This window comes from Pseudomonas sp. B21-031 (assembly GCF_024748985.1).
Classification (GTDB): domain Bacteria; phylum Pseudomonadota; class Gammaproteobacteria; order Pseudomonadales; family Pseudomonadaceae; genus Aquipseudomonas; species Aquipseudomonas kermanshahensis.
In genome coordinates, this window is sequence record NZ_CP087181.1 from 5,079,542 (window position 1) to 5,100,805 (window position 21,264).

18 protein-coding genes and 1 pseudogene are annotated in these 21,264 nt (G+C 63.0%); 10 read left to right on the forward strand and 9 right to left on the reverse strand.

Annotated features, from left to right (window positions below; all coding sequences use genetic code 11):
- Positions 1-217: 217 nt before the first annotated feature.
- Positions 218-1,735, forward strand: a complete 1,518-nt coding sequence (locus tag LOY53_RS22710; RefSeq protein ID WP_099430435.1) for a nucleobase:cation symporter-2 family protein — start codon at positions 218-220, stop codon at positions 1,733-1,735.
- An 85-nt stretch (positions 1,736-1,820) separates the two neighbouring features.
- Here the strand turns inward: LOY53_RS22710 and radA are convergent, their stop codons facing one another.
- Positions 1,821-3,191, reverse strand: a complete 1,371-nt coding sequence (gene radA / locus LOY53_RS22715) for a DNA repair protein RadA (RefSeq protein WP_027595231.1) — start codon at positions 3,189-3,191, stop codon at positions 1,821-1,823.
- Between the two features lie 175 nt (positions 3,192-3,366).
- Between radA and mscL the strand changes: the two genes are divergently transcribed.
- The gene (gene mscL / locus LOY53_RS22720) at positions 3,367-3,786 is read left to right on the forward strand and encodes a large-conductance mechanosensitive channel protein MscL (protein WP_027595230.1); all 420 of its coding nucleotides are present in this window, start codon (positions 3,367-3,369) and stop codon (positions 3,784-3,786) included.
- 32 nt (positions 3,787-3,818) lie between these two features.
- On the opposite strand, the gene LOY53_RS22725 is transcribed toward mscL, so the two are convergent.
- Positions 3,819-4,595 (reverse strand): ferredoxin--NADP reductase, encoded by a 777-nt coding sequence (locus tag LOY53_RS22725; RefSeq protein ID WP_252825856.1) that lies wholly within the window; start codon positions 4,593-4,595, stop codon positions 3,819-3,821.
- Between the two features lie 213 nt (positions 4,596-4,808).
- Here LOY53_RS22725 and LOY53_RS22730 point away from each other — a divergent pair, with 213 nt between their 5' ends.
- Positions 4,809-5,516: an autoinducer binding domain-containing protein gene (locus tag LOY53_RS22730; RefSeq protein ID WP_252825858.1), complete on the forward strand. Its 708-nt coding sequence runs from the start codon at positions 4,809-4,811 to the stop codon at positions 5,514-5,516.
- Between the two features lie 96 nt (positions 5,517-5,612).
- Positions 5,613-6,737 carry a methyltransferase gene (locus LOY53_RS22735; protein ID WP_099455307.1) on the forward strand — a complete coding sequence of 375 codons (1,125 nt, stop codon included), beginning with the start codon at positions 5,613-5,615 and terminating at the stop codon, positions 6,735-6,737.
- A 155-nt stretch (positions 6,738-6,892) separates the two neighbouring features.
- Here the strand turns inward: LOY53_RS22735 and LOY53_RS22740 are convergent, their stop codons facing one another.
- From LOY53_RS22740 to LOY53_RS22750, 3 genes are read right to left on the reverse strand one after another with little or no spacing between them, the layout of a single operon-like run.
- Positions 6,893-7,048 (reverse strand): DUF2474 domain-containing protein, encoded by a 156-nt coding sequence (locus tag LOY53_RS22740; RefSeq protein ID WP_081717522.1) that lies wholly within the window; start codon positions 7,046-7,048, stop codon positions 6,893-6,895.
- 9 nt (positions 7,049-7,057) lie between these two features.
- Complete coding sequence (cydB, locus tag LOY53_RS22745; protein WP_027595434.1) at positions 7,058-8,065, reverse strand: cytochrome d ubiquinol oxidase subunit II; 1,008 nt, start codon at positions 8,063-8,065, stop codon at positions 7,058-7,060.
- A 3-nt stretch (positions 8,066-8,068) separates the two neighbouring features.
- Positions 8,069-9,505: a cytochrome ubiquinol oxidase subunit I gene (locus LOY53_RS22750; protein WP_027595435.1), complete on the reverse strand. Its 1,437-nt coding sequence runs from the start codon at positions 9,503-9,505 to the stop codon at positions 8,069-8,071.
- Positions 9,506-9,859: 354 nt separating this feature from the next.
- On the opposite strand from LOY53_RS22750, the gene LOY53_RS22755 reads away from it, so the two are divergent.
- The 3 genes from LOY53_RS22755 (at position 9,860) to trmA (ending at position 13,779) form a co-directional block, all read left to right on the forward strand.
- On the forward strand, positions 9,860-11,080 hold the full coding sequence (locus LOY53_RS22755) for an MFS transporter (protein WP_027595436.1): 1,221 nt from the start codon (positions 9,860-9,862) through the stop codon (positions 11,078-11,080).
- A gap of 321 nt (positions 11,081-11,401) precedes the next feature.
- The gene (locus LOY53_RS22760; RefSeq protein WP_085273929.1) at positions 11,402-12,697 is read left to right on the forward strand and encodes an NCS2 family permease; all 1,296 of its coding nucleotides are present in this window, start codon (positions 11,402-11,404) and stop codon (positions 12,695-12,697) included.
- The gene (gene trmA / locus LOY53_RS22765) at positions 12,694-13,779 is read left to right on the forward strand and encodes a tRNA (uridine(54)-C5)-methyltransferase TrmA (RefSeq protein WP_258703310.1); all 1,086 of its coding nucleotides are present in this window, start codon (positions 12,694-12,696) and stop codon (positions 13,777-13,779) included. Before LOY53_RS22760 ends, trmA begins: the two co-directional genes overlap by 4 nt.
- 129 nt (positions 13,780-13,908) lie before the next feature.
- Here trmA and pcaG read toward each other — a convergent pair whose 3' ends face one another.
- Both pcaG and pcaH read right to left on the reverse strand, forming a co-directional pair.
- Complete coding sequence (gene pcaG, locus LOY53_RS22770; protein WP_099430440.1) at positions 13,909-14,514, reverse strand: protocatechuate 3,4-dioxygenase subunit alpha; 606 nt, start codon at positions 14,512-14,514, stop codon at positions 13,909-13,911.
- Between the two features lie 10 nt (positions 14,515-14,524).
- Positions 14,525-15,244 carry a protocatechuate 3,4-dioxygenase subunit beta gene (gene pcaH / locus LOY53_RS22775; RefSeq protein WP_027595440.1) on the reverse strand — a complete coding sequence of 240 codons (720 nt, stop codon included), beginning with the start codon at positions 15,242-15,244 and terminating at the stop codon, positions 14,525-14,527.
- 199 nt (positions 15,245-15,443) lie between these two features.
- On the opposite strand from pcaH, the gene LOY53_RS22780 reads away from it, so the two are divergent.
- From LOY53_RS22780 to LOY53_RS26960, 3 genes and pseudogenes are all read left to right on the forward strand, one after another.
- Positions 15,444-16,331 carry a neutral zinc metallopeptidase gene (locus tag LOY53_RS22780; RefSeq protein ID WP_027595441.1) on the forward strand — a complete coding sequence of 296 codons (888 nt, stop codon included), beginning with the start codon at positions 15,444-15,446 and terminating at the stop codon, positions 16,329-16,331.
- A gap of 318 nt (positions 16,332-16,649) precedes the next feature.
- Positions 16,650-17,579: pseudogene (locus LOY53_RS26955) on the forward strand (methyl-accepting chemotaxis protein); the annotation flags it as partial.
- Positions 17,571-18,434, forward strand: a complete 864-nt coding sequence (locus LOY53_RS26960; protein WP_371098230.1) for a methyl-accepting chemotaxis protein — start codon at positions 17,571-17,573, stop codon at positions 18,432-18,434. The pseudogene LOY53_RS26955 and the gene LOY53_RS26960, both read left to right, overlap by 9 nt.
- A 147-nt stretch (positions 18,435-18,581) precedes the next feature.
- On the opposite strand, the gene ggt is transcribed toward LOY53_RS26960, so the two are convergent.
- A complete protein-coding gene (gene ggt, locus LOY53_RS22790) occupies positions 18,582-20,249 on the reverse strand; it encodes a gamma-glutamyltransferase (RefSeq protein WP_258703311.1) in 1,668 nt (555 codons plus the stop codon).
- A 117-nt stretch (positions 20,250-20,366) separates the two neighbouring features.
- Entirely contained in the window at positions 20,367-21,263 is an 897-nt protein-coding gene (locus LOY53_RS22795; RefSeq protein WP_027595444.1) for a LysR family transcriptional regulator, read from the reverse strand.
- Between the last annotated feature and the right edge of the window lies 1 nt (position 21,264).

Below are 21,264 nucleotides of genomic sequence, written 5' to 3' on the forward strand. Positions count from 1 at the left end.
TACCCAGACAGCTTTAAGCCTGGGTAGCAGTGCTTTGTACACACCCCTCTAGTACAGCCTCTGTCGACTTGGTACGCGTTCTGCATTGGGCTCTAGCACACCTTGCGAGCCTGCTTGTTCGCGCTCCGATCAAAATATTGTATACAATTGTTGTGGCAATCATTTGTAGGAAGTGTCTACAGTAGCGGCACAACAATAAACGCAGAGAGCCTGCTCCATGACTACGTCCCCTAGCACGTCTCCCGCCAAGCGCCCCGAGGATGAAAACCTCGGCCTTGGGGCCAACTTGGCCTATGGTCTGCAGCATGTGTTGACCATGTATGGAGGGATTGTCGCGGTACCCCTGATTCTGGGGCAGGCCGCAGGCCTGAACGGTGCCGAGATCGGCATGCTGATTGCCGCCTCGTTGTTTGCCGGTGGCCTGGCCACCTTGCTGCAGACGCTGGGCCTGCCGTTCTTCGGCTGTCAGCTGCCGCTGGTGCAGGGGGTGTCGTTCGCTGGCGTGGCAACCATGGGCGCGATTCTCAGCAGCGAGGGCGGCGGTGGCCTGCCAGGTGTGCTGGGCGCGGTCATGGCAGCCTCGTTCATCGGCTTCCTGATTACCCCAGTGTTCTCGCGCATCACCAAGTTCTTCCCGCCGCTGGTGACCGGCATCGTCATCACCACCATCGGCCTGACCCTGATGCCAGTGGCCGCACGCTGGGTGATGGGCGGCAACAGCGCCTCGCCGGAGTTCGGCAGCATGGCCAACATTGGCTTGGCGGCGCTGACCTTCGCCATCGTCCTGCTGCTGAGCAAGCTGGGCAGCGCGACCATCTCTCGCCTGTCGATTCTGCTGGCCATGGTGGTGGGCACCCTGATCGCTTGGGCGCTGGGCATGACCGATTTCAGCAAGGTCACCCAAGGCCCGATGTTCGCCTTCCCCACGCCGTTCCACTTCGGCATGCCGGAGTTCCACATCGCCGCGATCCTGTCGATGTGCATCGTGATCATGGTGACCCTGGTGGAAACCTCGGCCGACATCCTCGCGGTGGGCGACATCATTGAAACCAAAGTCGACTCCAAGCGCCTGGGCAATGGCCTGCGTGCCGACATGGCGTCGAGCATCCTGGCGCCGATCTTCGGCTCGTTCACCCAAAGTGCCTTCGCCCAGAACGTCGGCCTGGTGGCCGTGACCGGGGTCAAGAGCCGTTATGTGGTGGCCACCGGTGGCGTGATTCTGGTGGTGCTCGGCCTGCTGCCGATCATGGGCCGAGTGATTGCTGCGGTACCGACCCCGGTACTGGGTGGCGCGGGCATCGTGCTGTTCGGCACCGTGGCGGCCAGCGGCATCCGGACCCTGTCCAAGGTCAGCTACAAGAACAACGTCAACCTGATCATCGTCGCCGCGTCGCTGGGCTTCGGCATGATCCCGATTGCCGCACCGACCTTCTACCACCACTTCCCGAACTGGTTCGAGACCATCTTCCACTCCGGCATCAGCTCGGCGGCGATCATGGCCATCCTGCTGAACCTGATCTTCAACCACTTCACAGCCGGTAATTCGGACCAGCAGTCGGTGTTCGCTGCGGCCTACGAGCGCACCATCCAGTATTCGGACATCTCTGCACTGCGCGATGGCGACTACTTCAAGGATGGCAAGCTGTTTGATGCCGAAGGCAATGAAGTGCCGATGATGGAGCTGGACGAGCATGGCAACGAGGCGCCCAGGCGCAGCGCGGTTGCCGAGCATTGACCGCTGATTGAGCGGTTACGCGGGGGGAGCCGATGCGCATCGTCGGCTCCCCTTTTTGTTTGCCCGCCAAGAGGCCGGTGCAGGATTACTCGAACAGGGCGTCCAAAGCCTGCTCCAGCCGAGTCACGGCAATCACCTGCAAGCCCGCAGGCGGCTCCTTCGGCGCATTGCCCTTGGGCACGATGGCACGCTTGAAGCCATGCTTGGCCGCCTCTTTCAACCGCTCCTGGCCGCTGGGCACCGGCCGCACCTCACCCGACAGGCCAATTTCGCCAAACACCAGCAGCCCATGGGCCAGCGGCCGGTTGCGCAAGCTGGACATCACCGCAGCCAGCAAGGCCAGGTCAGAGGCGGTTTCGAGTACCTTCACCCCACCCACCACGTTAAGGAACACGTCCTGGTCGTGGGTGGGAATACCACCGTGGCGGTGCAGCACCGCCAGCAACATGGCCAACCGGTTCTGATCCAGGCCCAGGGTCACCCGGCGCGGGTTGGCCAGGTGGCTGTCATCGACCAGCGCCTGCACCTCGACCAGCATCGGCCGCGTGCCCTCCCAGGTGGCCATCACCACACTGCCCGGCACTTCTTCCTGGGTGCGGTTGAGGAAGATCGCCGACGGGTTCGAAACCTCCTTGAGGCCGCGGTCGGTCATGCCGAACACGCCCAGTTCGTTGACCGCGCCAAAACGGTTCTTCACCGCCCGCAGAAGCCGCAGGCGGCCATCGGACTCACCTTCGAAATACAGCACCGTATCGACCATGTGCTCGAGCACGCGCGGCCCGGCCAGCGAGCCTTCCTTGGTGACGTGGCCGACCAGGAAAATCGCCGTGCCGCTCTGCTTGGCGTAGCGCACCAGCAGTGCCGTGCTCTCGCGCACCTGGGCCACGCCACCGGGCGCCGATTGCAGTTGTTCGGTGAAAATGGTCTGGATCGAGTCGATGACCATGACCCGCGGTTTTTCCACACGGGCCGTGGCGATGATGGTTTCGATGCAGGTTTCGGTCATCACCTTGAGCTGGTCCTGGGGCAGGCCCAGGCGGCGCGAGCGCATGGCCACCTGCTGTTGCGACTCTTCGCCGGTGACGTACAGCGCGGGCATCTGCACCGCGATGTTGCACAACGTCTGCAGCAGGATGGTCGACTTGCCGATGCCTGGGTCACCCCCGATCAGCACCACCGAGCCGTCGACCAAGCCGCCGCCCAGTACGCGGTCCAGTTCGGTGCTGCTGGTGGTAAAACGCGGGATTTCTTCCACACTGACTTCGGCCAGTGTCTTGATCTGCGCCTGCTGCCCGGTCCAGCCGGCACGGCCGCTGCTGGGCGCGGCCGCGCCACCGCTTTCGATCATGGTTTCGACCAGGGTGTTCCAGGCCCCGCATTCACCGCACTGGCCGGCCCATTTGGGAAAGGTCGCGCCGCACTCGGTGCAGCCATACAAGCGCTTGGCCTTGGCCATGGGCGGATTCTCCTGGAAAAACCGCCATGATAGCCGAGCGAGACGTGTCTCGAACGCTTCGAGATGCGACAAAACTATTCGTTCTAACCACAGTCATTAGGCTGTAGATAACGCATGAAGCGTTTAAGTGGCTTACACTGCGTTTACCTCACCATTTGTTACAAAGGAATCGAACATGGGCATGATCAGTGAGTTCAAGGCCTTCGCGGTCAAAGGCAATGTCGTCGACATGGCGGTCGGTATCATCATCGGCGCGGCCTTCGGCAAGATCGTCTCGTCCTTCGTGGGTGACGTGGTCATGCCGCCACTGGGGCTGTTGATCGGTGGCGTAGATTTCAGTGACCTGGCGATTACCTTGAAGGCTGCAGAAGGTGACATTCCTGCGGTGGTGCTGGCCTATGGCAAGTTCATCCAGACCGTGATCGACTTCGTGATCGTTGCGTTTGCCATCTTCATGGGCGTGAAGGCGATCAACCGCCTGAAGCGCGAAGAAGCCGTGGCACCGAGCGCGCCGCCCGTGCCAAGCGCTGAAGAAACGCTGCTGACCGAGATTCGTGACCTGCTCAAGACGCAGAACCAGAATCGCTTGCCCTGAAACGTACTGGGGCCGCATTGCGGCCCCGTGCGTTACCAGTAGTTTTCCACCGCTACCTGCCCCGGCCGCTTGCTTAGGCTCAACTGCAAGTCACGCGCCTTGAGCACCTTTCGGGTTTCATCGATCATCTCCGGGTTACCGCAGAGCATGATGCGTGAATGCTCGGGCGACATTTCCAGCCCCGCCGCCTTCTCCAGCTCACCATTCTCGATCAGCGTGGTAATACGTGCATTCAACGCACCGGGGTGCTGCTCGCGCGTGACCACCGGAATGAACTGCAACTTGCCGGCAAACTCGGCCAGGTAATCACGTTGCTCCAACCCGGCGATGTCGTCCACGTAGGCCAGTTCCTTCGCCTCGCGTACCGAATACACCAACTTGATGCTGTCAAACCGCTCCCAGGCCTCGAAGTCCTGCAGGATGGACATGAACGGTGCGATGCCGGTGCCGGTGGCCAGCAGCCACAGGTCGCGGCCGCCGATGAAGCGATCGAGGGTCAGGAAACCAAAGGCCTGCCGGTCGATCAGCAAGCTGTCACCTGCGCCCAACCGGCTCAGTTCGCTGGTGAACTCCCCGCCCGGCACCACGATCGAGAAGAAGTCGAGGTACTCGTCATGGGGTGCACTGACCATGGAATAGGCGCGCCAGACTACACTGCCATCGGCCTTGGTCACGCCAAGGCGAGCGAACTGGCCCGCGCGGAAGCGAAAACCCGAATCGCGCGTAACCCGCAGGCTGAAGAGGTTCGGCGTCAATGGCTGAACATCGAGCAGTGTCTGGCGGGTGAACTTTTCGGCGCTGGCGGTCATATCGGGCTCCAAGGTTGACGTGCGCACAGTGTCGCGCAAAGCGGCCTGGATAAAAACCACCGGTTTGTAAGGCCTCACCACGCCAAGGCTGGCGATGTCGCAGATAAACCTGATCGCTATAACAAAAAATCCCAACGCTACACTAGGTCTTTTCCTACAATGTTCCGGGTATGCAAACGGATTGGATCCTGTTGCCCCCTTGGAGTGTTACGGATGCATCACTGGAAGCCTGAGCATCTTCATCATTTTGTCAGCGAGCGATCCCCACGGAAGCTGTTCGACATCGCTGTGCACTTGGTGCAGGACCTGGGGATGCAACACCTCGGGCTGAACATCCGCATCCAGATCGCCACCCAGACGCCCCGGGTGTACCTCTACAGCAACTATCCCGCTGAGTGGATCGAGTGCTATCAGCGCGATGAGTTCTACAAGCAGGACCCTGCCGCACGCCTAAGCCATTGCCAGACCACGCCGGTGCTCTGGAGCGACGAGCTGTACCGTGAAGCCCCGCATTTTCGCCAGGCGGCCTGCGAGCACGGCTTGCGCCATGGCTGGACACAGTCGCTGCATGACTTGCAACACAACGAGAGCCAGGTCAGCGTGGCCAGGCCCGCAGAAAAAATAACGATCAACGAACTGTACGAAAAAGGCGGCAGCGTGCAGTGGCTGTGCCACACCCTGCACGCCGTGCTGTGCGAGCACCACCTGAACGCACTCTGCCCATCCCAGCCGAAAATGAGCGAGCGGGAACTGGAAGTGCTGAAATGGTCGGCCGCCGGCAAGACTGCCGCTGACGTCGCCTGCATCCTGTCGCTGTCGCAAAGCACGGTAAACTTCCACATCCGCAGCGTGATCACCAAGACCAACGCCGCCAACAAGGCCGGCGCCATCGCCATTGCCGCCCTGCGTGGGTGGATCTGACAGCCATTTCTGCGACCATCGGCAAAGCCCTGTAGAATTGCGCGGCAAAGCCCGTGGCGATCCGCAACGGGCAGATTCGTACCCGAGCCAGACGCCATGCCCTTGTTGACCACCCCCTACGCCGAACTCGACCTGATCCGCCAGCCGGACCAGGCCAACGACCCGCTGCAGGCCTTCGATGCCGCCGACGAGTACCTGCTCGCGCAACTGCATGAGCAGGCGCCTGACGCGAACTGCCGGGTACTGGTGCTCAATGACAGCTTCGGCGCCCTGGCCGCCAGCCTCGCCGGGCAGCTTGAGGTGGTCAGCAGCGGCGACTCGCACCTGGCGCACCTGGCCCTGGAAAAAAACCTCGCCCGCAACGGCAAGCCGTTCGACAGCGTGCCGTTCGTGCCGGCCAGTGAGCGGTGGCAGGGCCCGTTCGACCGGGTACTGGTGCGCGTGCCCAAGACCCTGGCCTTGCTCGAAGAGCAACTCATCCGCCTGCAGGGCCACCTGGCGCCAGGCGCGCAGGTGATTGCCGGGGCGATGATCAAGCACCTGCCACGCGCGGCGGGTGACCTGATGGAAAAGTACATCGGCCCGGTACAAGCCTCGCTGGCGCAAAAAAAAGCTCGCCTGCTGACGGCCACCGTTGCCGAGCGCCCGACTGCGCGCTCGCCCTACCCTAGCCGCTATCAGCTCGAATCGCCGGCGCTGGAACTGGTCAACCACGCCAATGTGTTCTGCCGCGATGGCCTGGATATCGGCACCCGCGCGTTTCTCCCGCACCTGCCGCGCAACCTGGGCGCCGCCCGTGTGGCGGACCTGGGCTGCGGCAACGGCGTGTTGGCGATCGCCAGTGCCCTGGATAACCCTGAGGCCCATTACACGCTGGTCGACGAGTCGTACATGGCGGTGCAATCGGCCCGCGAAAACTGGCAGGCAGCGCTGGGCGAACGCCCGGCAGTGATGCTGGCCGCCGATGGCTTGGCAGGGGTGGAAAAACAATCGCTGGACGTGGTGCTGTGCAACCCGCCGTTTCACCAGCAGCAAGTGGTCGGCGACTTCCTGGCCTGGCGGATGTTCCAGCAGGCCCGCGAGGCATTGGTGGTGGGGGGTGCGCTGTACATCGTCGGTAACCGCCACCTGGGTTACCACAGCAAGCTGGCGCGACTGTTCCGCGGGGTTGAACAAGTGGCGGCGACGCCGAAGTTCGTGATTCTCAAAGCCCGCAAGTAACACGCTGCGACTGCCTAAATCCAAGCCTGCAAAACCCAGGTAGGAGCAGCCTTGCGCTGCGAAGAGGCCGGTGACAGCAGCGAAATTCTACGTGCTGCCACTGGCCTCTTCGCAGCACAAGGCTGCTCCTACAAGGAAGGGCTAAAGCCCTGTGATCAATGGGTGGTGAGGCCAGCTGCCCCCATGAACAGGCGCATCACGTAGGCCGCCACACCCAGGGCCGCTACACTCATTGCCCAGATCAGCACCAACCAACCCAGCCGCTGCCACAGTGGCTTCTTCTCTTCCAAGCCATGCTTGCCGGTCATCATGCGCGCCTCCTAGTGATAGCCGTCTTCATGGGTCACCTTGCCGCGGAACACGTAGTAGCTCCAGAAGGTGTACCCCAGGATGAACGGCAGGATGAACAACGTACCTACCAGCATGAACCCTTGGCTCTGCGGCGGCGCCGCGGCATCCCAGATCGAGATCGACGGCGGGATGATGTTTGGCCACACGCTGATGCCCAGGCCGCTGTAGCCAAGGAAGATCAGCACCAAGGTCAGCAGGAACGGCGTGTAGTTGGCATTGCGCGCGACTGCCTTGAGCAACCCGTAGAAGGTCACCAGCACCAGGATGGGCACCGGCATGAACCAGATCAGGTTAGGCATGCTGAACCAGCGGTCGGCGATTTGCGGGTAGGCGATCGGCGTCCACAGGCTGACGATACCGATCACCACCAGCAGCACCAGCGCCAGCGGCTTGGCCAGGTCATGCATCTGCAATTGCAGCGGCCCTTCGGTCTTCATGATCAGCCAGGTGCAGCCCAGCAGGGTGTAGGCGACAATCAGGCCCAACCCGCTGAACACGCTGAACGGGGTCAGCCAGTCGAGGGTGCCACCGGCATAGTGGCGGTCAACCACCTTGAAGCCCTCGATGAACGCGCCCAGCGCAACGCCCTGGAAGAAGGTCGCGATCAACGAACCCCAAATGAACGCCTTGTCCCAGATGTGCCGCTTGTCATCCTTGGCCTTGAAACGGAACTCGAAGGCCACGCCGCGGAAAATCAAGCCGATCAGCATGAGGATCAGCGGCAGGTACAAGGCTTCGAGCACCACCGAATAGGCCATCGGGAAGGCCCCGAACAGCCCGGCGCCACCCAGCACCAGCCAGGTCTCGTTGCCGTCCCACACGGGGGCGACGGTGTTCATCATCACATCACGGTCACGCTCGCCCTTGACGAAGGGGAAAAGCATGCCGATGCCCAGGTCGAAACCATCCATCACCACGTACATCATGACGCCGAAGATGATGATCACGGCCCAGATCAGCGGAAGGTCGATACCCATGGCTCAGTTCCCCTTGCTCAGGCTGACGGTGTTGGCCTCATGGCCATCATCGGCGGCGGACAGCGGCCGCGCCGGCGTGCGTTTCTGGCCTGGGCCACCTGGGTTGGGTTCATCCCCCTCGCCCGTCTTCGGCCCTTTGCGTACCAGGCGCATCATGTAGCCAAGGCCGGTGCCGAACAGGGCGAAGTACACCACCACGAACGCCACCAGGGTAAAGCCGAGCTGAACGTAGCTGTGGTTGGAGACCCCTTCGGAGGTGCGCATCAGGCCATACACCACCCACGGCTGGCGGCCGATTTCGGTGGTGAACCAGCCGGCAAGGATGGCGATCAGGCCGGAAGGCCCCATCCACAGGGTCAGGTACAGGAACGGCCTGGAGCTGTAGAGCGTGCCACGCTTGCGCAGCCACAGGCTCCACAGGCCCACGAAAATCATCAGGAAGCCAAGCCCGACCATGACCCGGAACGACCAGAACACGATGGTCGAGTTGGGCCGGTCCGCTGCCGGGAATTCCTTCATCGCGGGCACTTGCTTGTCCAGGCTGTGGGTCAGGATCAGGCTGCCGAGGGCGGGGATCTCAACCTTGAAGCGCGTGGTTTCGGCTTTCATGTCGGGGATGCCGAACAGGATCAACGGGGTCGGCTCGCCCGGCACGTTCTCCCAATGGCCCTCGATGGCGGCGATTTTCACCGGCTGGTGCTTGAGCGTGTTGAGCCCGTGGAAGTCACCGATCACCGCTTGGATCGGCGCAACGATCAGCGCCATCCACATGGCCATCGACAGCATCTTGCGCACGGCCGGGTTGTCACGCCCGCGCAGCAAATGCCAGGCCGCCGAGGCGCCGACGAAGAAGGCAGTGGCGACGAACGCGGCCGTGGCCATGTGCATCAGCCGGTACGGGAACGAGGGGTTGAAGATTACGGCCAGCCAGTCCACCGGGACCACGCGGCCATCGATGATCTCGTGGCCTTGCGGGGTCTGCATCCAGCTGTTGGAGGCCAGGATCCAGAAGGTCGAAACCAGCGTGCCGAGCGCCACCATGACCGTGGCGAAGAAGTGCAGGCCGCGGCCGACACGGTTCCAGCCAAACAGCATGACGCCCAGGAAGCCTGCCTCGAGGAAGAACGCTGTCAGCACCTCATAGGTGAGCAAGGGGCCAGTGACGGCGCCGGCAAAATCGGAGAAGCGGCTCCAGTTGGTGCCGAACTGATAGGCCATGACCAGGCCAGAGACCACACCCATGCCGAAGTTGACGGCGAAGATTTTCGACCAGAAGTGGTAGAGGTCACGGTAGACCTGGTTGTGGGTCCGCAGCCAAAGGCCTTCGAGGACCGCCAGATAGCTCGCCAGACCAATGGTGATGGCCGGGAACAGGATGTGAAAGGACACGGTAAATGCAAACTGGATTCGGGCGAGATCTAAGGCCTCTAAACCGAACATAGTGCTTCCTCTTCAGATAATCCGGCGTTCGGGCTCGTGGCCCTGGCGCCTACTGCCCCCACGGTATCGAGTGCGGCGAGTTGGAATTGTTCTGTGCAATCGCAGGGATTCCGGCCCAAAGGCCACATCGTCGGCTGATCGTTGCATTTACAACGATTGATCCAGGTCAACGACTGACTGGAAGCATAGTCCTGAATGGCCAGGCGGGCCGTGTGGTTGATTGCCGCGTGACCCGTTGCCCCACCCTCTTTCATAAACCGTGAAAAAGTGCCGATTACGGCAAACAGTAACTGCTTGTTACAAACAGATGATAATCTGCCGCCCCCTCTACTGCGCCGAGGCCACAGGTTTCCGATGTCCGATTCCGCACCGCAGTTGTTGCGTCATCATCGCCCCTTCATCGCCTTCTGGCTGGCCCGTGTGTTTACCGCCAGCGGCTTCCAGATGCTCACCGTGGCCATCGGTTGGCACCTCTACCAGCTCACCGGCAATGTGCTCGACCTGGGCCTGGTCGGTCTGGTCGAATTCGCCCCGCGCGTGCTGTTCATGCTGCACACCGGGCATGTTGCCGACCGCTATGACCGGCGCAAGGTCGCCGCCCTGTGCCAGAGCCTGCAGGGGTTGATTGCCCTGGCCCTGGCGGTGGGCAGCGCCACCGACAACGTCAGCCGCGAGCTGATTTTCGCCCTGGCCTTCCTGCTGGGCGCGACGCGTTCGTTCGAGATGCCGGCCACCCAAGCCCTGCTGCCCAACGTCGTGCCGCCGGGGTTGTTCCCCCGGGCCGTGGCGGCCTCGGCCTCGGCGACCCAGGCCGCCACCATCGTCGCCCCGGCGGTGGGCGGCTTGCTGTATGCCTTTGGCAGCATCTGGGTGTATGGGCCAACCGTAGGGCTGTACGCCATCGCCTGCGTGCTGACCTTGAGCCTGGACGCACGCCAGCAAGTGGCCCAACGCGGCCGTGCCAGCCTGGAGTCGCTGCTGGCCGGCATCCGCTTTATCCGCAGCCGGCCAGACATCCTCGGGGCCATTTCGCTCGACCTGTTCGCCGTGCTGCTGGGCGGCGCCACCGCGCTGTTGCCGGTGTTCGCCAAGGACATCCTGCTCACCGGCCCCTGGGGCCTGGGCCTGCTGCGCTCTGCACCGGCAGTGGGCGCGTTGCTGATGTCGCTGTGGCTGGCGCGCTTCCCGTTCGAGCGCAAGGTCGGGCGCACCATGTTCACAGCGGTGGGCGTATTTGGCGTGGCGACCATCGCGTTTGGCCTGTCGACGTCGTTCTGGTTCTCACTGGCGGTGCTGGTGGTGCTGGGTGCGGCGGACATGATCAGCATGGTCATTCGCAGTTCGTTCGTGCAGTTGGAGACGCCGGATGAAATGCGCGGCCGGGTGAGCGCCGTCAACGGCTTGTTCATCGGTGCCTCGAACCAGCTCGGCGAGTTCGAATCGGGGGTCACGGCGCACTGGTTTGGCACAGTACCAGCGGTGGTGCTCGGTGGCGTGGGCACGCTGGTGGTGACCGGGGTGTGGATAAAACTGTTCCCAACGCTGGCCAAACGCGATCGGTTGCACAGCGGCTGATCACCGGCCTCAGGCCCTGCGCGGAGCCTTGTAGGAGCAGCCTTGTGCTGCGAAGAGGCCCTAACTGCCATAAAGCATCGTCTGTCAGACCGGCCTCTTCGCAGCACAAGGCTGCTCCTACACGGTTTTCAGCACAGGCGTTGAGGGTGGCGTGGGTTTGCAAAATCCCATTCCCCAATGGCCATAGGCCCCCGCCATGCATGCTGGTATGATGCGCGGCTTTTTTCCGCCCCAGATAAAACCACGGCAACCGGTACGGTCTGTGCTTTGCTGATGGGGTCGATACAAATCACGGCGCCGGGGGCGCCTTGGGGAGCGGGCATGCTGGAAAGGCTGTTTCAACTAAAAGCACACAACACCAATGTGCGCACCGAGATTCTTGCGGGCGTCACCACCTTCCTGGCCATGGCCTACATCCTGTTCGTCAACCCGAGCATCCTCGGCGAGACCGGCATGGACAAAGGTGCGATCTTCGTCGCCACCTGCCTGGCCGCGGCCATCGGCTCGACGACCATGGGCCTGATCGCCAACTACCCGATCGCCCTGGCGCCGGGCATGGGCCTGAACGCCTTCTTCACCTACACCGTGGTCCTGCACATGGGCCACACCTGGCAGGTCGCGCTGGGCGCGGTGTTCCTGTCGGCGGTGATGTTCTTCCTGCTGTCGATCTTCCGCATCCGTGAATGGATCGTGAACAGCATCCCGCTGCCGCTGCGCTCGGCCATTGCCGCCGGTATCGGTCTGTTCCTGGCGCTGATCGCCCTGCATAACGCAGGCATCGTCGTCGATAACCCGGCCACCCTGGTTGGCCTTGGCGACCTCAAGCAGCCAGCGCCGATCCTCGCCACCCTGGGCTTCTTCCTGATCGTCGGCCTCGAATCGCTGAAGGTTCGCGGCGCGGTGCTGATCGGCATTCTGGCCGTGACCATCGCCGCGATCGCAATGGGCGTGACGCCGTTCGCCGGCGTCGTGTCCATGCCGCCATCGCTGGCACCGACCTTCCTCCAGCTGGACATCGCCGGTGCCTTGGATGTGGGCCTGGTCAGCGTCATCTTCGCCTTCCTGTTCGTCGACCTGTTCGACAACTCCGGCACCCTGATCGGCGTGGCCAAACGCGCCGGCCTGATGGGCAAGGACGGCCACATGCCGAAGATGGGCCGCGCCCTGATCGCCGACAGCACCGCCGCCATGGCCGGCTCGCTGCTAGGCACCTCGACCACCACCAGCTACATCGAATCGGCTGCCGGCGTGAGCGCGGGCGGGCGCACCGGCCTGACTGCCATCGTGGTCGCCGTACTGTTCCTGCTGGCGCTGTTCTTCGCACCGCTGGCCGGTAGCGTACCGGCCTTCGCCACGGCGCCAGCGCTGCTGTTCGTCGCTGTGCTGATGGCCTCGGGCCTGGCGGAAATAAACTGGGACGACGTCACCGAAGCCGCACCTGTGGTGGTGACCGCCCTGGCCATGCCGCTGACCTACTCGATCGCGAACGGCATCGCCTTCGGCTTCATTTCCTGGACCGCCGTCAAGCTGATCTCCGGTCGCCACCGCGACCTGAACCCGGCCCTGGTAATCCTTTCCATCCTGTTCGTCATCAAGCTGGGCTGGTTCAACGCATGAGTGCTGCTTTCGACCCCTCCTCCTACGCCACCCAGCTGGACGCCAAGGTTGCCCGGCTGCGCGAGCTGCTGGCGCCGTTCGGCGCGCCGGAACCGGCTGTTTTCGATTCGCCGCGCGAGCACTATCGCCTGCGCGCCGAGTTCCGCCTGTGGCGCGAGGACGGCCAGCGCCACTACGCGATGTTCGCCCCGGGCGAGAAGCACAAGGCAATCCTGATCGAAGACTTCCCCATCGCCAGCGAGCGCATCAATGACTTGATGCCGCGCCTGAAGGCGGCCTGGCAGGCCAGCGAGGCACTGAGCAATCGCCTGTTCCAGGTGGAGTTCCTCACCACCCTGGCCGGCGATGCGATGGTCACGATGTGCTACCACCGCCCGCTGGACGAGGCCTGGGAAGTGGCCGCGCGGCAGCTGGCCGACGAACTGGGGGTAAGCCTGATCGGCCGCTCCAAAGGCAAGCGCCTGGTGATTGGCCGTGATTACGCGGTAGAGCAACTGGACGTGGCGGGCCGTGTGTTCAGCTATCGCCAGCCGGAAGGCGCATTCACCCAGCCTAACGGCGCGGTGAACCAGAAGATGCTGAGCTGGGCGTTCGACGCCATGGGCGAGCGCGAGGATGACCTGCTGGAGCTGTATTGCGGCAACGGCAACTTCACCCTGCCACTGGCCACCCGGGCGCGCCAGGTGCTGGCCACCGAGATCAGCAAGACCTCGGTCAATGCTGCGCTGAGCAACCTTGATGAGAACGGTGTGGATAACGTGCGCTTGGTGCGGCTGTCGGCTGAAGAGCTGACCCAGGCGCTGAATGACGTGCGCCCGTTCCGTCGGCTGGAAGGGATCGACCTGAAAAGTTATGCGTTCGGTACCGTGTTCGTTGACCCGCCGCGTGCGGGGATGGACCCGGATACCTGCGAGCTGACCCGGCGGTTCGAGCGGATTCTGTACATCTCGTGCAATCCGGAGACGCTGGCGGCGAACATCGAGCAGTTGCAGGACACACACCGCATCGAGCGTTGTGCGTTGTTTGACCAGTTCCCGTATACCCATCACATGGAAAGTGGGGTTTTGCTGGTTCGGCGTTGATTGGTAGACATTGGGGCTGCTTTGCAGCCCTTCGCGGCACAAGGCCGCTCCTACAGGGATCACGCGGTCCTTCTAGGAGCGGCCTTGTGCCGCGAAGGGTCGCAAAGCGGCCCCCGTTTCTATCAGAACTCAGAAGTCGAAGAACACCGTCTCCCCTTCCCCCTGAATACGGATATCGAAACGGTACGCCGTTTTCCCATCCACTTCGCAACGCTTGGCAATCAACGTCTCACGGCGCTGCGGCTGCTCGATCAGGTTCAGCACCGGGCACTTGGCGTTGGCCTCGGCTTCATCATCAAAATACAGGCGCGTGTGCAGGTGGATGTTGATGCCACGGGCAAACAGGCTGATGTTGATGTGCGGCGCCATCGGCACGCCGGCCGCGTTCTTCACCACACCCGGCTTCACCGTTTGCACGGTCCACTCACCAGCATCGAAGGTGGTGGCGGTACGGCCGAAGCTGTTGAAGGCGTTTTCCAGGTTGTATGCATCCTGGTACTGGCCGGCGGCATCGGCCTGCCACAGCTCCAGGAACGAATCGCGCACCAGGTGCCCGTTACCGTCATAGACCTGGCCGATCAACAGGATGTGTTCACCCGGCGCCTCTGGCTTGGCCAGGCGGTTCCAGATTTCCTGGTCGCGGGTCGGGTTGCCGGCCGCTTCCAGGGCCAGGCCGATATGCACGTAGGGGCCGGCAGTCTGCGAAGGGGTTTCCGGCAGCAGTTCGATTGGCATGGCGGGGTCCTCAGCAGTTTTCGAAGTGGGTCTTGCGCTGGCCGCGCAGCACGATGTCAAAGCGGTACGCCAGGCAGTCCATCGGGTTGGCGTTGCTCATGTCGAGCTTGGCGATCAACTGCTGCACGGCTTCTGGGTTGGCGATCGACTTGACGATCGGGCACATCGGGATCAGCGGGTCACCCTCGAAGTACAGCTGGGTGATCAGCTTGGTCGCAATCGATGGGCCGCTGATGCCGAAGTGGATGTGCGCCGGGCGCCAGTCGTTCGGGCCGTTGCGCCATGGGTATGGGCCCGGCTTGATGGTGCGGAAGCTGTAGTAGCCGTCGCGGTCGGTCAGGCAACGGCCGACGCCACCGAAGTTAGGGTCCAGCGGTGCCAGGTAGCGGTCGTTCTTGTGGCGGTAGCGGCCGCCAGCGTTGGCCTGCCACATTTCCACCAGGGTATTGGGCACGGGCTTGCCGTACTGGTCGACCACGCGACCGGCAACGATGATGCGCTCACCAATCGGCAGGCCACCGTTGTTGAAGTTCAGCAGCAGGTCATGGTCGTGGGCGCCGAAACCCAAGTGGGTGAAGTCCGGGCCGGTGGTTTCGCTGATCGACTGCGGGATGCTGACCAATGCCTGGCGCGGCGAGCGGGCAATGGAGGTCTTGTAGTCGGGGGTCAGGGCTTTGGGGTGCCAGTTGCGATCACGGATCACGAAGCGGCTGGTGTCCTGGGCGGGCATGCCGTTTTCCTCTCTTGGAATTATCTGGACGCCTTGCAGGGCAGGCGGACTTACAGTTTCGGATAAGCCGCGCGGGATGAATACTGAAATCAGCCCTCATATACATAACCATATGGTTATGGGTTAACACCTTTGTCTGACACCCTCCCCGTTGGTGAACTAATCTTTGTCTTCTTGTTTCACGCTCCGGAGAGCATTCATGGAATGGCGAAAAGGCCGACGCAGCGACAACGTGGTCGATGCCCGAGGCGAAGGTGGCGGTGGTGGCGGCATGCGCTTCGGCGGCGGCAAGGGCCTCGGGCTGGGGGCCATCCTGCTGATCGTGGGCATTGGCTGGCTGACCGGGCAAGACCCGCTGCAGATACTCGGCCAACTCACCGGGCAGATGACCCAGCAGCAACAGGCGCCCAGTGGCGCAGGCGGCAAGGCGCCGCCGGCCAATGACCAGCAGGCCGACTTCGTCGCCTCGGTGCTGGGTGACACGGAAGACACCTGGAAAGCGCTGTTCTCCCAGGCGGGCAAGCAGTACCGCGACCCTAAACTGGTGCTGTTCAGCGGCCAGGTCAACTCGGCCTGCGGCTTCGCTTCGGCGGCCGTCGGCCCGTTCTATTGCCCGGCCGACCAGCGGGTGTACCTGGACATGTCGTTCTTCCGCGAGATGGAAACCCGTTTCGCCGCCGCGGGTGACTTTGCCCAGGCCTATGTCATCGCCCATGAGATCGGCCACCACGTGCAGACCCTGCTCGGCGTGTCGGCCAAGGTCGATGCCGCCCGCCGCAATGGCCAGCGCATGGAAGGCGACAACGGCTTGCTGGTGCGCCAGGAGCTGCAGGCCGACTGCCTGGCAGGGGTGTGGGCGTACCAAGCGCAGAAACGCCTGAACTGGCTGGAGCCGGGTGACGTCGAGGAAGCGCTGAACGCGGCCAATGCCATCGGTGATGACCGCCTGCAGCAGAAAGGCCAGGGGCGCGTGGTGCCCGACTCCTTCACCCACGGCACCTCGGCGCAGCGTGTGCGCTGGTTCAAGGCGGGGTTTGCCGAAGGCGAAGTGAACAGCTGCGATACCTTCAGCGCCCGTAACCTCTGACACGCCCTGGGGCTGCCTGGCGGCCCCAGCTTCACTTCAACGACAAGTTACAAATCTGCTGAAAAAGCGTTTCAGCTTCCCTGATCATTGCCGATAACCCCTGCACGAATCAGCGGGCATCCAGAACAACAACGCCTTGCGATCGACGATCAAGAGAGCGAAAACAACTTCTGGAGTGCGTGCATGAACAGCTGGTTTGCCAACATCAGCGTCAACCTCAAACTCGGCCTGGGCTTCGGCCTGGTGCTGATCCTCACCGGCCTGCTGGCCCTGACCGGCTGGACCAGCCTGGGCAGCCTGATCGACCGCAGCAACTGGATGAGCGATATCAGCCAGCTCAACAAGGACCTGACTGACCTGCGCATCGCGCGTCTGCAGTACATGATTGCCAACGGCGATGATGCGGCGGCGGCCAACACGCTGAACAAGCTCGATGCCTTCAGTAACCAGCAACAACGCCTGGTCAGCACGTTCAAGAGCCCGGACAACGTCAAGCTGCTGCACGAACTGGGGCAGACCATCAGCCAGTACAAGGTCTCGCTGGCCACCATGCGCACGGGCTACAACGCCACAAGGGCCGCGCGTGATGCCATGAATGCGTCGGGCGCCAAGGCCGACCAGGCCATGGACGCCCTTAGCCAGGAAGTCATGGCACGCCCCGAAACCGATAGCGTGCGCCTGGCTCAATATCAGCTGATCAGCAAGGCCCGCCAGCAACTGCTGCAGGTACGCATCGACGTGCGCGGCTACATGGCCGATAACAGCGCGACCAATGAACAGGCCGCCCTGCGCCAGCTCGAAGCGGCGCTGGCCGAGGCCGACAACCTCAAGCGCCGGCTGCCAGCCGCTGACGCGCGTCTGCAGCAGTTCGAACAATCGGTGCTGGCCTACCGTGACGCCGTGCGCCAGTTCCGTGATGCGCTGGCCAGCATTACCAGCGCGCGCGCTGAAATGACTGTCCAGGGCGCCGACATCGTCAAGACCAGCGACGCGCTGTACAAAATCCAGCTGGAGCGCCGCGACATCGAGAGTGCGCAGGCCCGTAGCCTGCAGGCCATCGCGACCTTGCTGGCGTTGCTGGTCGGCGTACTGGCCGCGGTGCTCATTACCCGGCAGATCACTCGCCCCCTGCAGGAAACCTTGCAAGCGGTAGAGCGCATCGCGGGCGGCGACCTGACCCACGACCTGCGCGTCACCCGCCGTGATGAATTGGGCGTATTGCAACAGGGCATCGCCCGCATGGGCACCACCCTGCGCGAGCTGATCAGCGGCATCCGCGACGGCGTCACCCAGATCGCCAGCGCTGCCGAAGAGCTGTCGGCGGTCACCGAGCAAACCAGCGCAGGGGCCAACAGCCAGAAAGTCGAGACCGACCAAGTCGCCACTGCAATGCACGAAATGGCGGCCACGGTTCAGGAAGTGGCGCGCAACGCCGAGCAGGCCTCGCATGCCGCCACCGGTGCCGACGATGAAGCCCGCGCGGGTGATCAGGTGGTCGGTGAGGCGATCAGCCAAATCGAACGCCTGGCCGAAGAAATGCACCGCTCCACCGAGGCCATGAACCTGCTGCAACAAGAAAGCCAGAAAATCGGCAGCGTGATGGACGTGATCAAGTCGGTAGCCGACCAGACCAACCTGCTGGCACTCAACGCCGCGATCGAAGCGGCCCGTGCCGGTGAGGCGGGCCGTGGCTTTGCCGTGGTCGCTGACGAGGTGCGTGGGTTGGCCCAGCGCACGCAGAAGTCCACCGAAGAGATCGAAGAGCTGATTGCCAGCCTGCAGCACGGCACCCAGCAAGTGGCGACAGCCATGCAGGGTAGCCGGACCCTGACCGACAGCAGTGTCGAACTGGCGCGCAAGGCCGGCGCCTCGCTGGAAAGCATCACCGGCACGGTGTCGAGCATTCAGTCGATGAACCAGCAGATTGCGGCGGCGGCGGAAGAGCAGAGCGCGGTGGCCGAAGAAATCAGCCGGAGCATTCTGAATGTGCGAGATGTGTCCGAGCAGACGGCAGCGGCCAATAACGAGACAGCGGCGTCCAGCGTTGAGCTGGCGCGGTTGGGCGGGCAGTTGCAGATGCTGGTGAGCCAGTTCCGCGTTTGATTCAACCACGGCGGGCGCACACTCCGTGCGCCAAACCCAGGTAGGAGCAGCCTTGTGCTGCGAGGAGGCCAGTGGCAGCACCGCAGATTTACTGGGCTGCCACTGGCCTCTTCGCAGCACAAGGCTGCTCCTACACAGGTGCGATCGTTACTTGACGATCATCCCCACCCCACGCCCACGTGGATCGGACGCCGTTTCCAGCTTGTCCCCGTTCACCCGGATCGCCTGGATATCGCCCATCTCCCAGCCCTGGTCCTCCAGCACATACCCCATTTTCTTCAAGTCTTCCGCCACCGCCCCGGTCAGCGGCGCATAGCTGTCGAAGTAGATAGTGTCTTTAGGCAGCAACTGATGGTGCACACGCTGCGCTGCTACCGCCTTTTCCAGCGGCATGTCGTAGTCGTACAGGTTGTTCATCACCTGGAAGATCGAGGTGAAGATGCGCGAGCCACCTGGTGTGCCGATCACCAGCTCGACCTTGCCATCGCGGGTCATCAGGCTCGGGCTCATGGATGACAGCATGCGCTTGCCCGGCTCGATGGCGTTGGCATCCCCGCCGACCACGCCAAAGGCGTTGGCCGCACCCGGCTTGGCGCTGAAGTCGTCCATCTCGTCGTTGAGCAGGAAGCCGGCGCCCTTGACCACCACGCCACTGCCGTAGTCGAGGTTGAGGGTGTAGGTGTTGCTGACCGCGTTGCCCTGTTTGTCGACGATGGAGAAGTGCGTGGTCTGGTGCGGCTCCAGCCCTGGCTTGACGTCATCGGTGACCGAAATGGCCTTGGGGTTTACCTGCGCGGCGCGCTTGGCCAGGTAATCCTTGGCAATCAACTGATCGACCGGCACCTTGGTGAAGGCCGGGTCGCCGAGGTAGTCGGCACGGTCGGCAAACACGCGTTTCTCGATCTCGGCAAGCAGGTGAATGTACTGCGCCGAGTTGTGCGCCACGCCCTTGAAGTCTGCCGCGCGGTCTTCCTTGATGCCCAGCAACTGGGCCAGGGCGACGCCGCCAGAGCTTGGCGGCGGCGCGGTGTAGACCACGTTACCGCGCCAGCTCAAGGCCATCGGCTCACGCCAGACCGCCTTGTAGTCCTTGAGGTCTTGCTTGGTGATCAGGCCTTTGTCGGCCTGCATCTGCGCCACCAGCAGGTCGGCGGTCTTGCCCTGGTAGAACTCGCTTACGCCCTTGTCGGCAATGCGCTCGAGGGTCTGGGCCATTTCTGGCTGCTTGAACAGTTCGCCGACCTTCATGTTGCCGAAGTAGTCGTTGAAGTTGGTCGCCGTCTTGAACAGGCCTTGGGCATCGTTGCGGTACTGGTACTGTTTTTCAGCAATCTTGAAACCGTTTTTGGCATAGCCGATAGCCGGCGTCAGCAGCTCGCTCCAGGGCAACTTGCCGAACTTCTGGTGCGCCTCCCACAGGCCCATCACCGTGCCGGGTACACCTGCTGCCCGCACACCGACCAGGCTGAGGTTCTCGATCACCTCGCCTTTGTCGTCCAGGTACATGTTGCGGCTGGCAGCCTTGGGCGCCACTTCGCGGTAGTCGAGGAAGTAGGGCTTGCCGTCGACGAACAGGGTCATGAAGCCGCCGCCGCCGATGTTGCCGGCTTCTGGGTAGGTCACCGCCAGGGTGAATGCCGTGGCCACGGCGGCGTCCACGGCATTGCCGCCTTTTTTCAGGATATCGGCGGCAACCTGTGCACCATATTGATCGGGCGCAGCCACCGCGCCACCTTCCAGGGCGGCTGCATAGGCCGAGGAACAGCTCAGGATCGCGGCTCCGAGGGCCATGGTCGGGAGCAGGACAATACGCATGACACTTCCTTGGTGTTGTTTTTGTCGATCACTCAGTAAGGCCGAAGCGTGTCGACTGTGCAATCCAACGTAGGAAGTTTCGCCGCCTTTGGGCAGGATGTGTCGCGTTCAGGCAACTCAGCAGGCGTACATCGCCAGCTTGCGCTGGATAAAATCGAGGAAGCACTGGATGCGCAGCGCCAACTGAGTGTTGCGGTAGTACACCGCATGGATCGGCTGGCGATAGCCGTTGTTGGCGTCGCCCAGCAGCACCTGCAGGCGGCCGCTGCGGATGTCTTCGTGGGTCATGAAATGCGACAGGCTGACGATGCCCTCCCCGGCCAGCGCCAGCTGGCGCAGGGTTTCGCCGCTGGAGGCGATCAGCGCGGGGCGGATCGCCCAGCGGTCGCCCTGGGCATGGCGCAAGGGCCAGTGGTTGAGCGACTCGGGCTGGCTGAAGCCGAGCAAACAGTGGTTGGCCAGGTCTTCGACGCGCTGCGGGGTGCCGTGGCGCTCCAGGTAGGCGGGGCTGGCCAGCACCTGCACCGGGCTGCACCCCAGGTTGCGGGCGTGCAGGCTGGAGTCGGCCAGCTCGCCAATACGGATCGCCACATCGGTGCTCTGTTCGAGCAGGTCGATGATCAGGTCGTCGGTGTTGAGCTCCAGCTCGATGCCGGGGTACTGGCGGCGGAACTCGCCGATCCAGGGCAGGATAGCGTGCAGCATGAACGGCGCGGCGGCGTTGATGCGCAGGCGCCCGGTGGCAGTCTGGTGGTTCATCGACAGACGCTCTTCCATCGCGTCCATCTGTTCCAGGATCAGGCGCGAGCGCTCAAGAAAGAAGCGGCCTTCTTCGGTCAGGTCCATGCGCCGGGTGGTGCGGTTGACCAGGGTGGTGCCGAGCTTGGCCTCCAGGCGCGACAAGGTGCGGCTGACGGCTGACGGGGTCTGTCCCACCTGCTCGGCAGCAGCAGAGATCGAACCGCAGTCGATCACAGCGACGAATACCTGGAGTTCTTCGGATCGGGTTTTCACG

Coding starts and splice junctions, on each gene's coding strand:
- LOY53_RS22755 (WP_027595436.1), top strand. CDS start 9,860: ATGTCCGATTCCGCACCGCAGTTGTTGCGTCATCATCGCCCCTTCATC.
- cydB (WP_027595434.1), bottom strand. CDS start 8,065: ATGGGTATCGACCTTCCGCTGATCTGGGCCGTGATCATCATCTTCGGC.
- LOY53_RS22780 (WP_027595441.1), top strand. CDS start 15,444: ATGGAATGGCGAAAAGGCCGACGCAGCGACAACGTGGTCGATGCCCGA.
- trmA (WP_258703310.1), top strand. CDS start 12,694: ATGAGTGCTGCTTTCGACCCCTCCTCCTACGCCACCCAGCTGGACGCC.
- LOY53_RS22725 (WP_252825856.1), bottom strand. CDS start 4,595: ATGACCGCCAGCGCCGAAAAGTTCACCCGCCAGACACTGCTCGATGTT.
- pcaG (WP_099430440.1), bottom strand. CDS start 14,514: ATGCCAATCGAACTGCTGCCGGAAACCCCTTCGCAGACTGCCGGCCCC.
- LOY53_RS22735 (WP_099455307.1), top strand. CDS start 5,613: ATGCCCTTGTTGACCACCCCCTACGCCGAACTCGACCTGATCCGCCAG.
- LOY53_RS22760 (WP_085273929.1), top strand. CDS start 11,402: ATGCTGGAAAGGCTGTTTCAACTAAAAGCACACAACACCAATGTGCGC.
- ggt (WP_258703311.1), bottom strand. CDS start 20,249: ATGCGTATTGTCCTGCTCCCGACCATGGCCCTCGGAGCCGCGATCCTG.
- LOY53_RS22740 (WP_081717522.1), bottom strand. CDS start 7,048: ATGATGACCGGCAAGCATGGCTTGGAAGAGAAGAAGCCACTGTGGCAG.
- LOY53_RS26960 (WP_371098230.1), top strand. CDS start 17,571: ATGGGCACCACCCTGCGCGAGCTGATCAGCGGCATCCGCGACGGCGTC.
- mscL (WP_027595230.1), top strand. CDS start 3,367: ATGGGCATGATCAGTGAGTTCAAGGCCTTCGCGGTCAAAGGCAATGTC.
- LOY53_RS22750 (WP_027595435.1), bottom strand. CDS start 9,505: ATGTTCGGTTTAGAGGCCTTAGATCTCGCCCGAATCCAGTTTGCATTT.
- radA (WP_027595231.1), bottom strand. CDS start 3,191: ATGGCCAAGGCCAAGCGCTTGTATGGCTGCACCGAGTGCGGCGCGACC.
- LOY53_RS22710 (WP_099430435.1), top strand. CDS start 218: ATGACTACGTCCCCTAGCACGTCTCCCGCCAAGCGCCCCGAGGATGAA.
- LOY53_RS22730 (WP_252825858.1), top strand. CDS start 4,809: ATGCATCACTGGAAGCCTGAGCATCTTCATCATTTTGTCAGCGAGCGA.
- pcaH (WP_027595440.1), bottom strand. CDS start 15,244: ATGCCCGCCCAGGACACCAGCCGCTTCGTGATCCGTGATCGCAACTGG.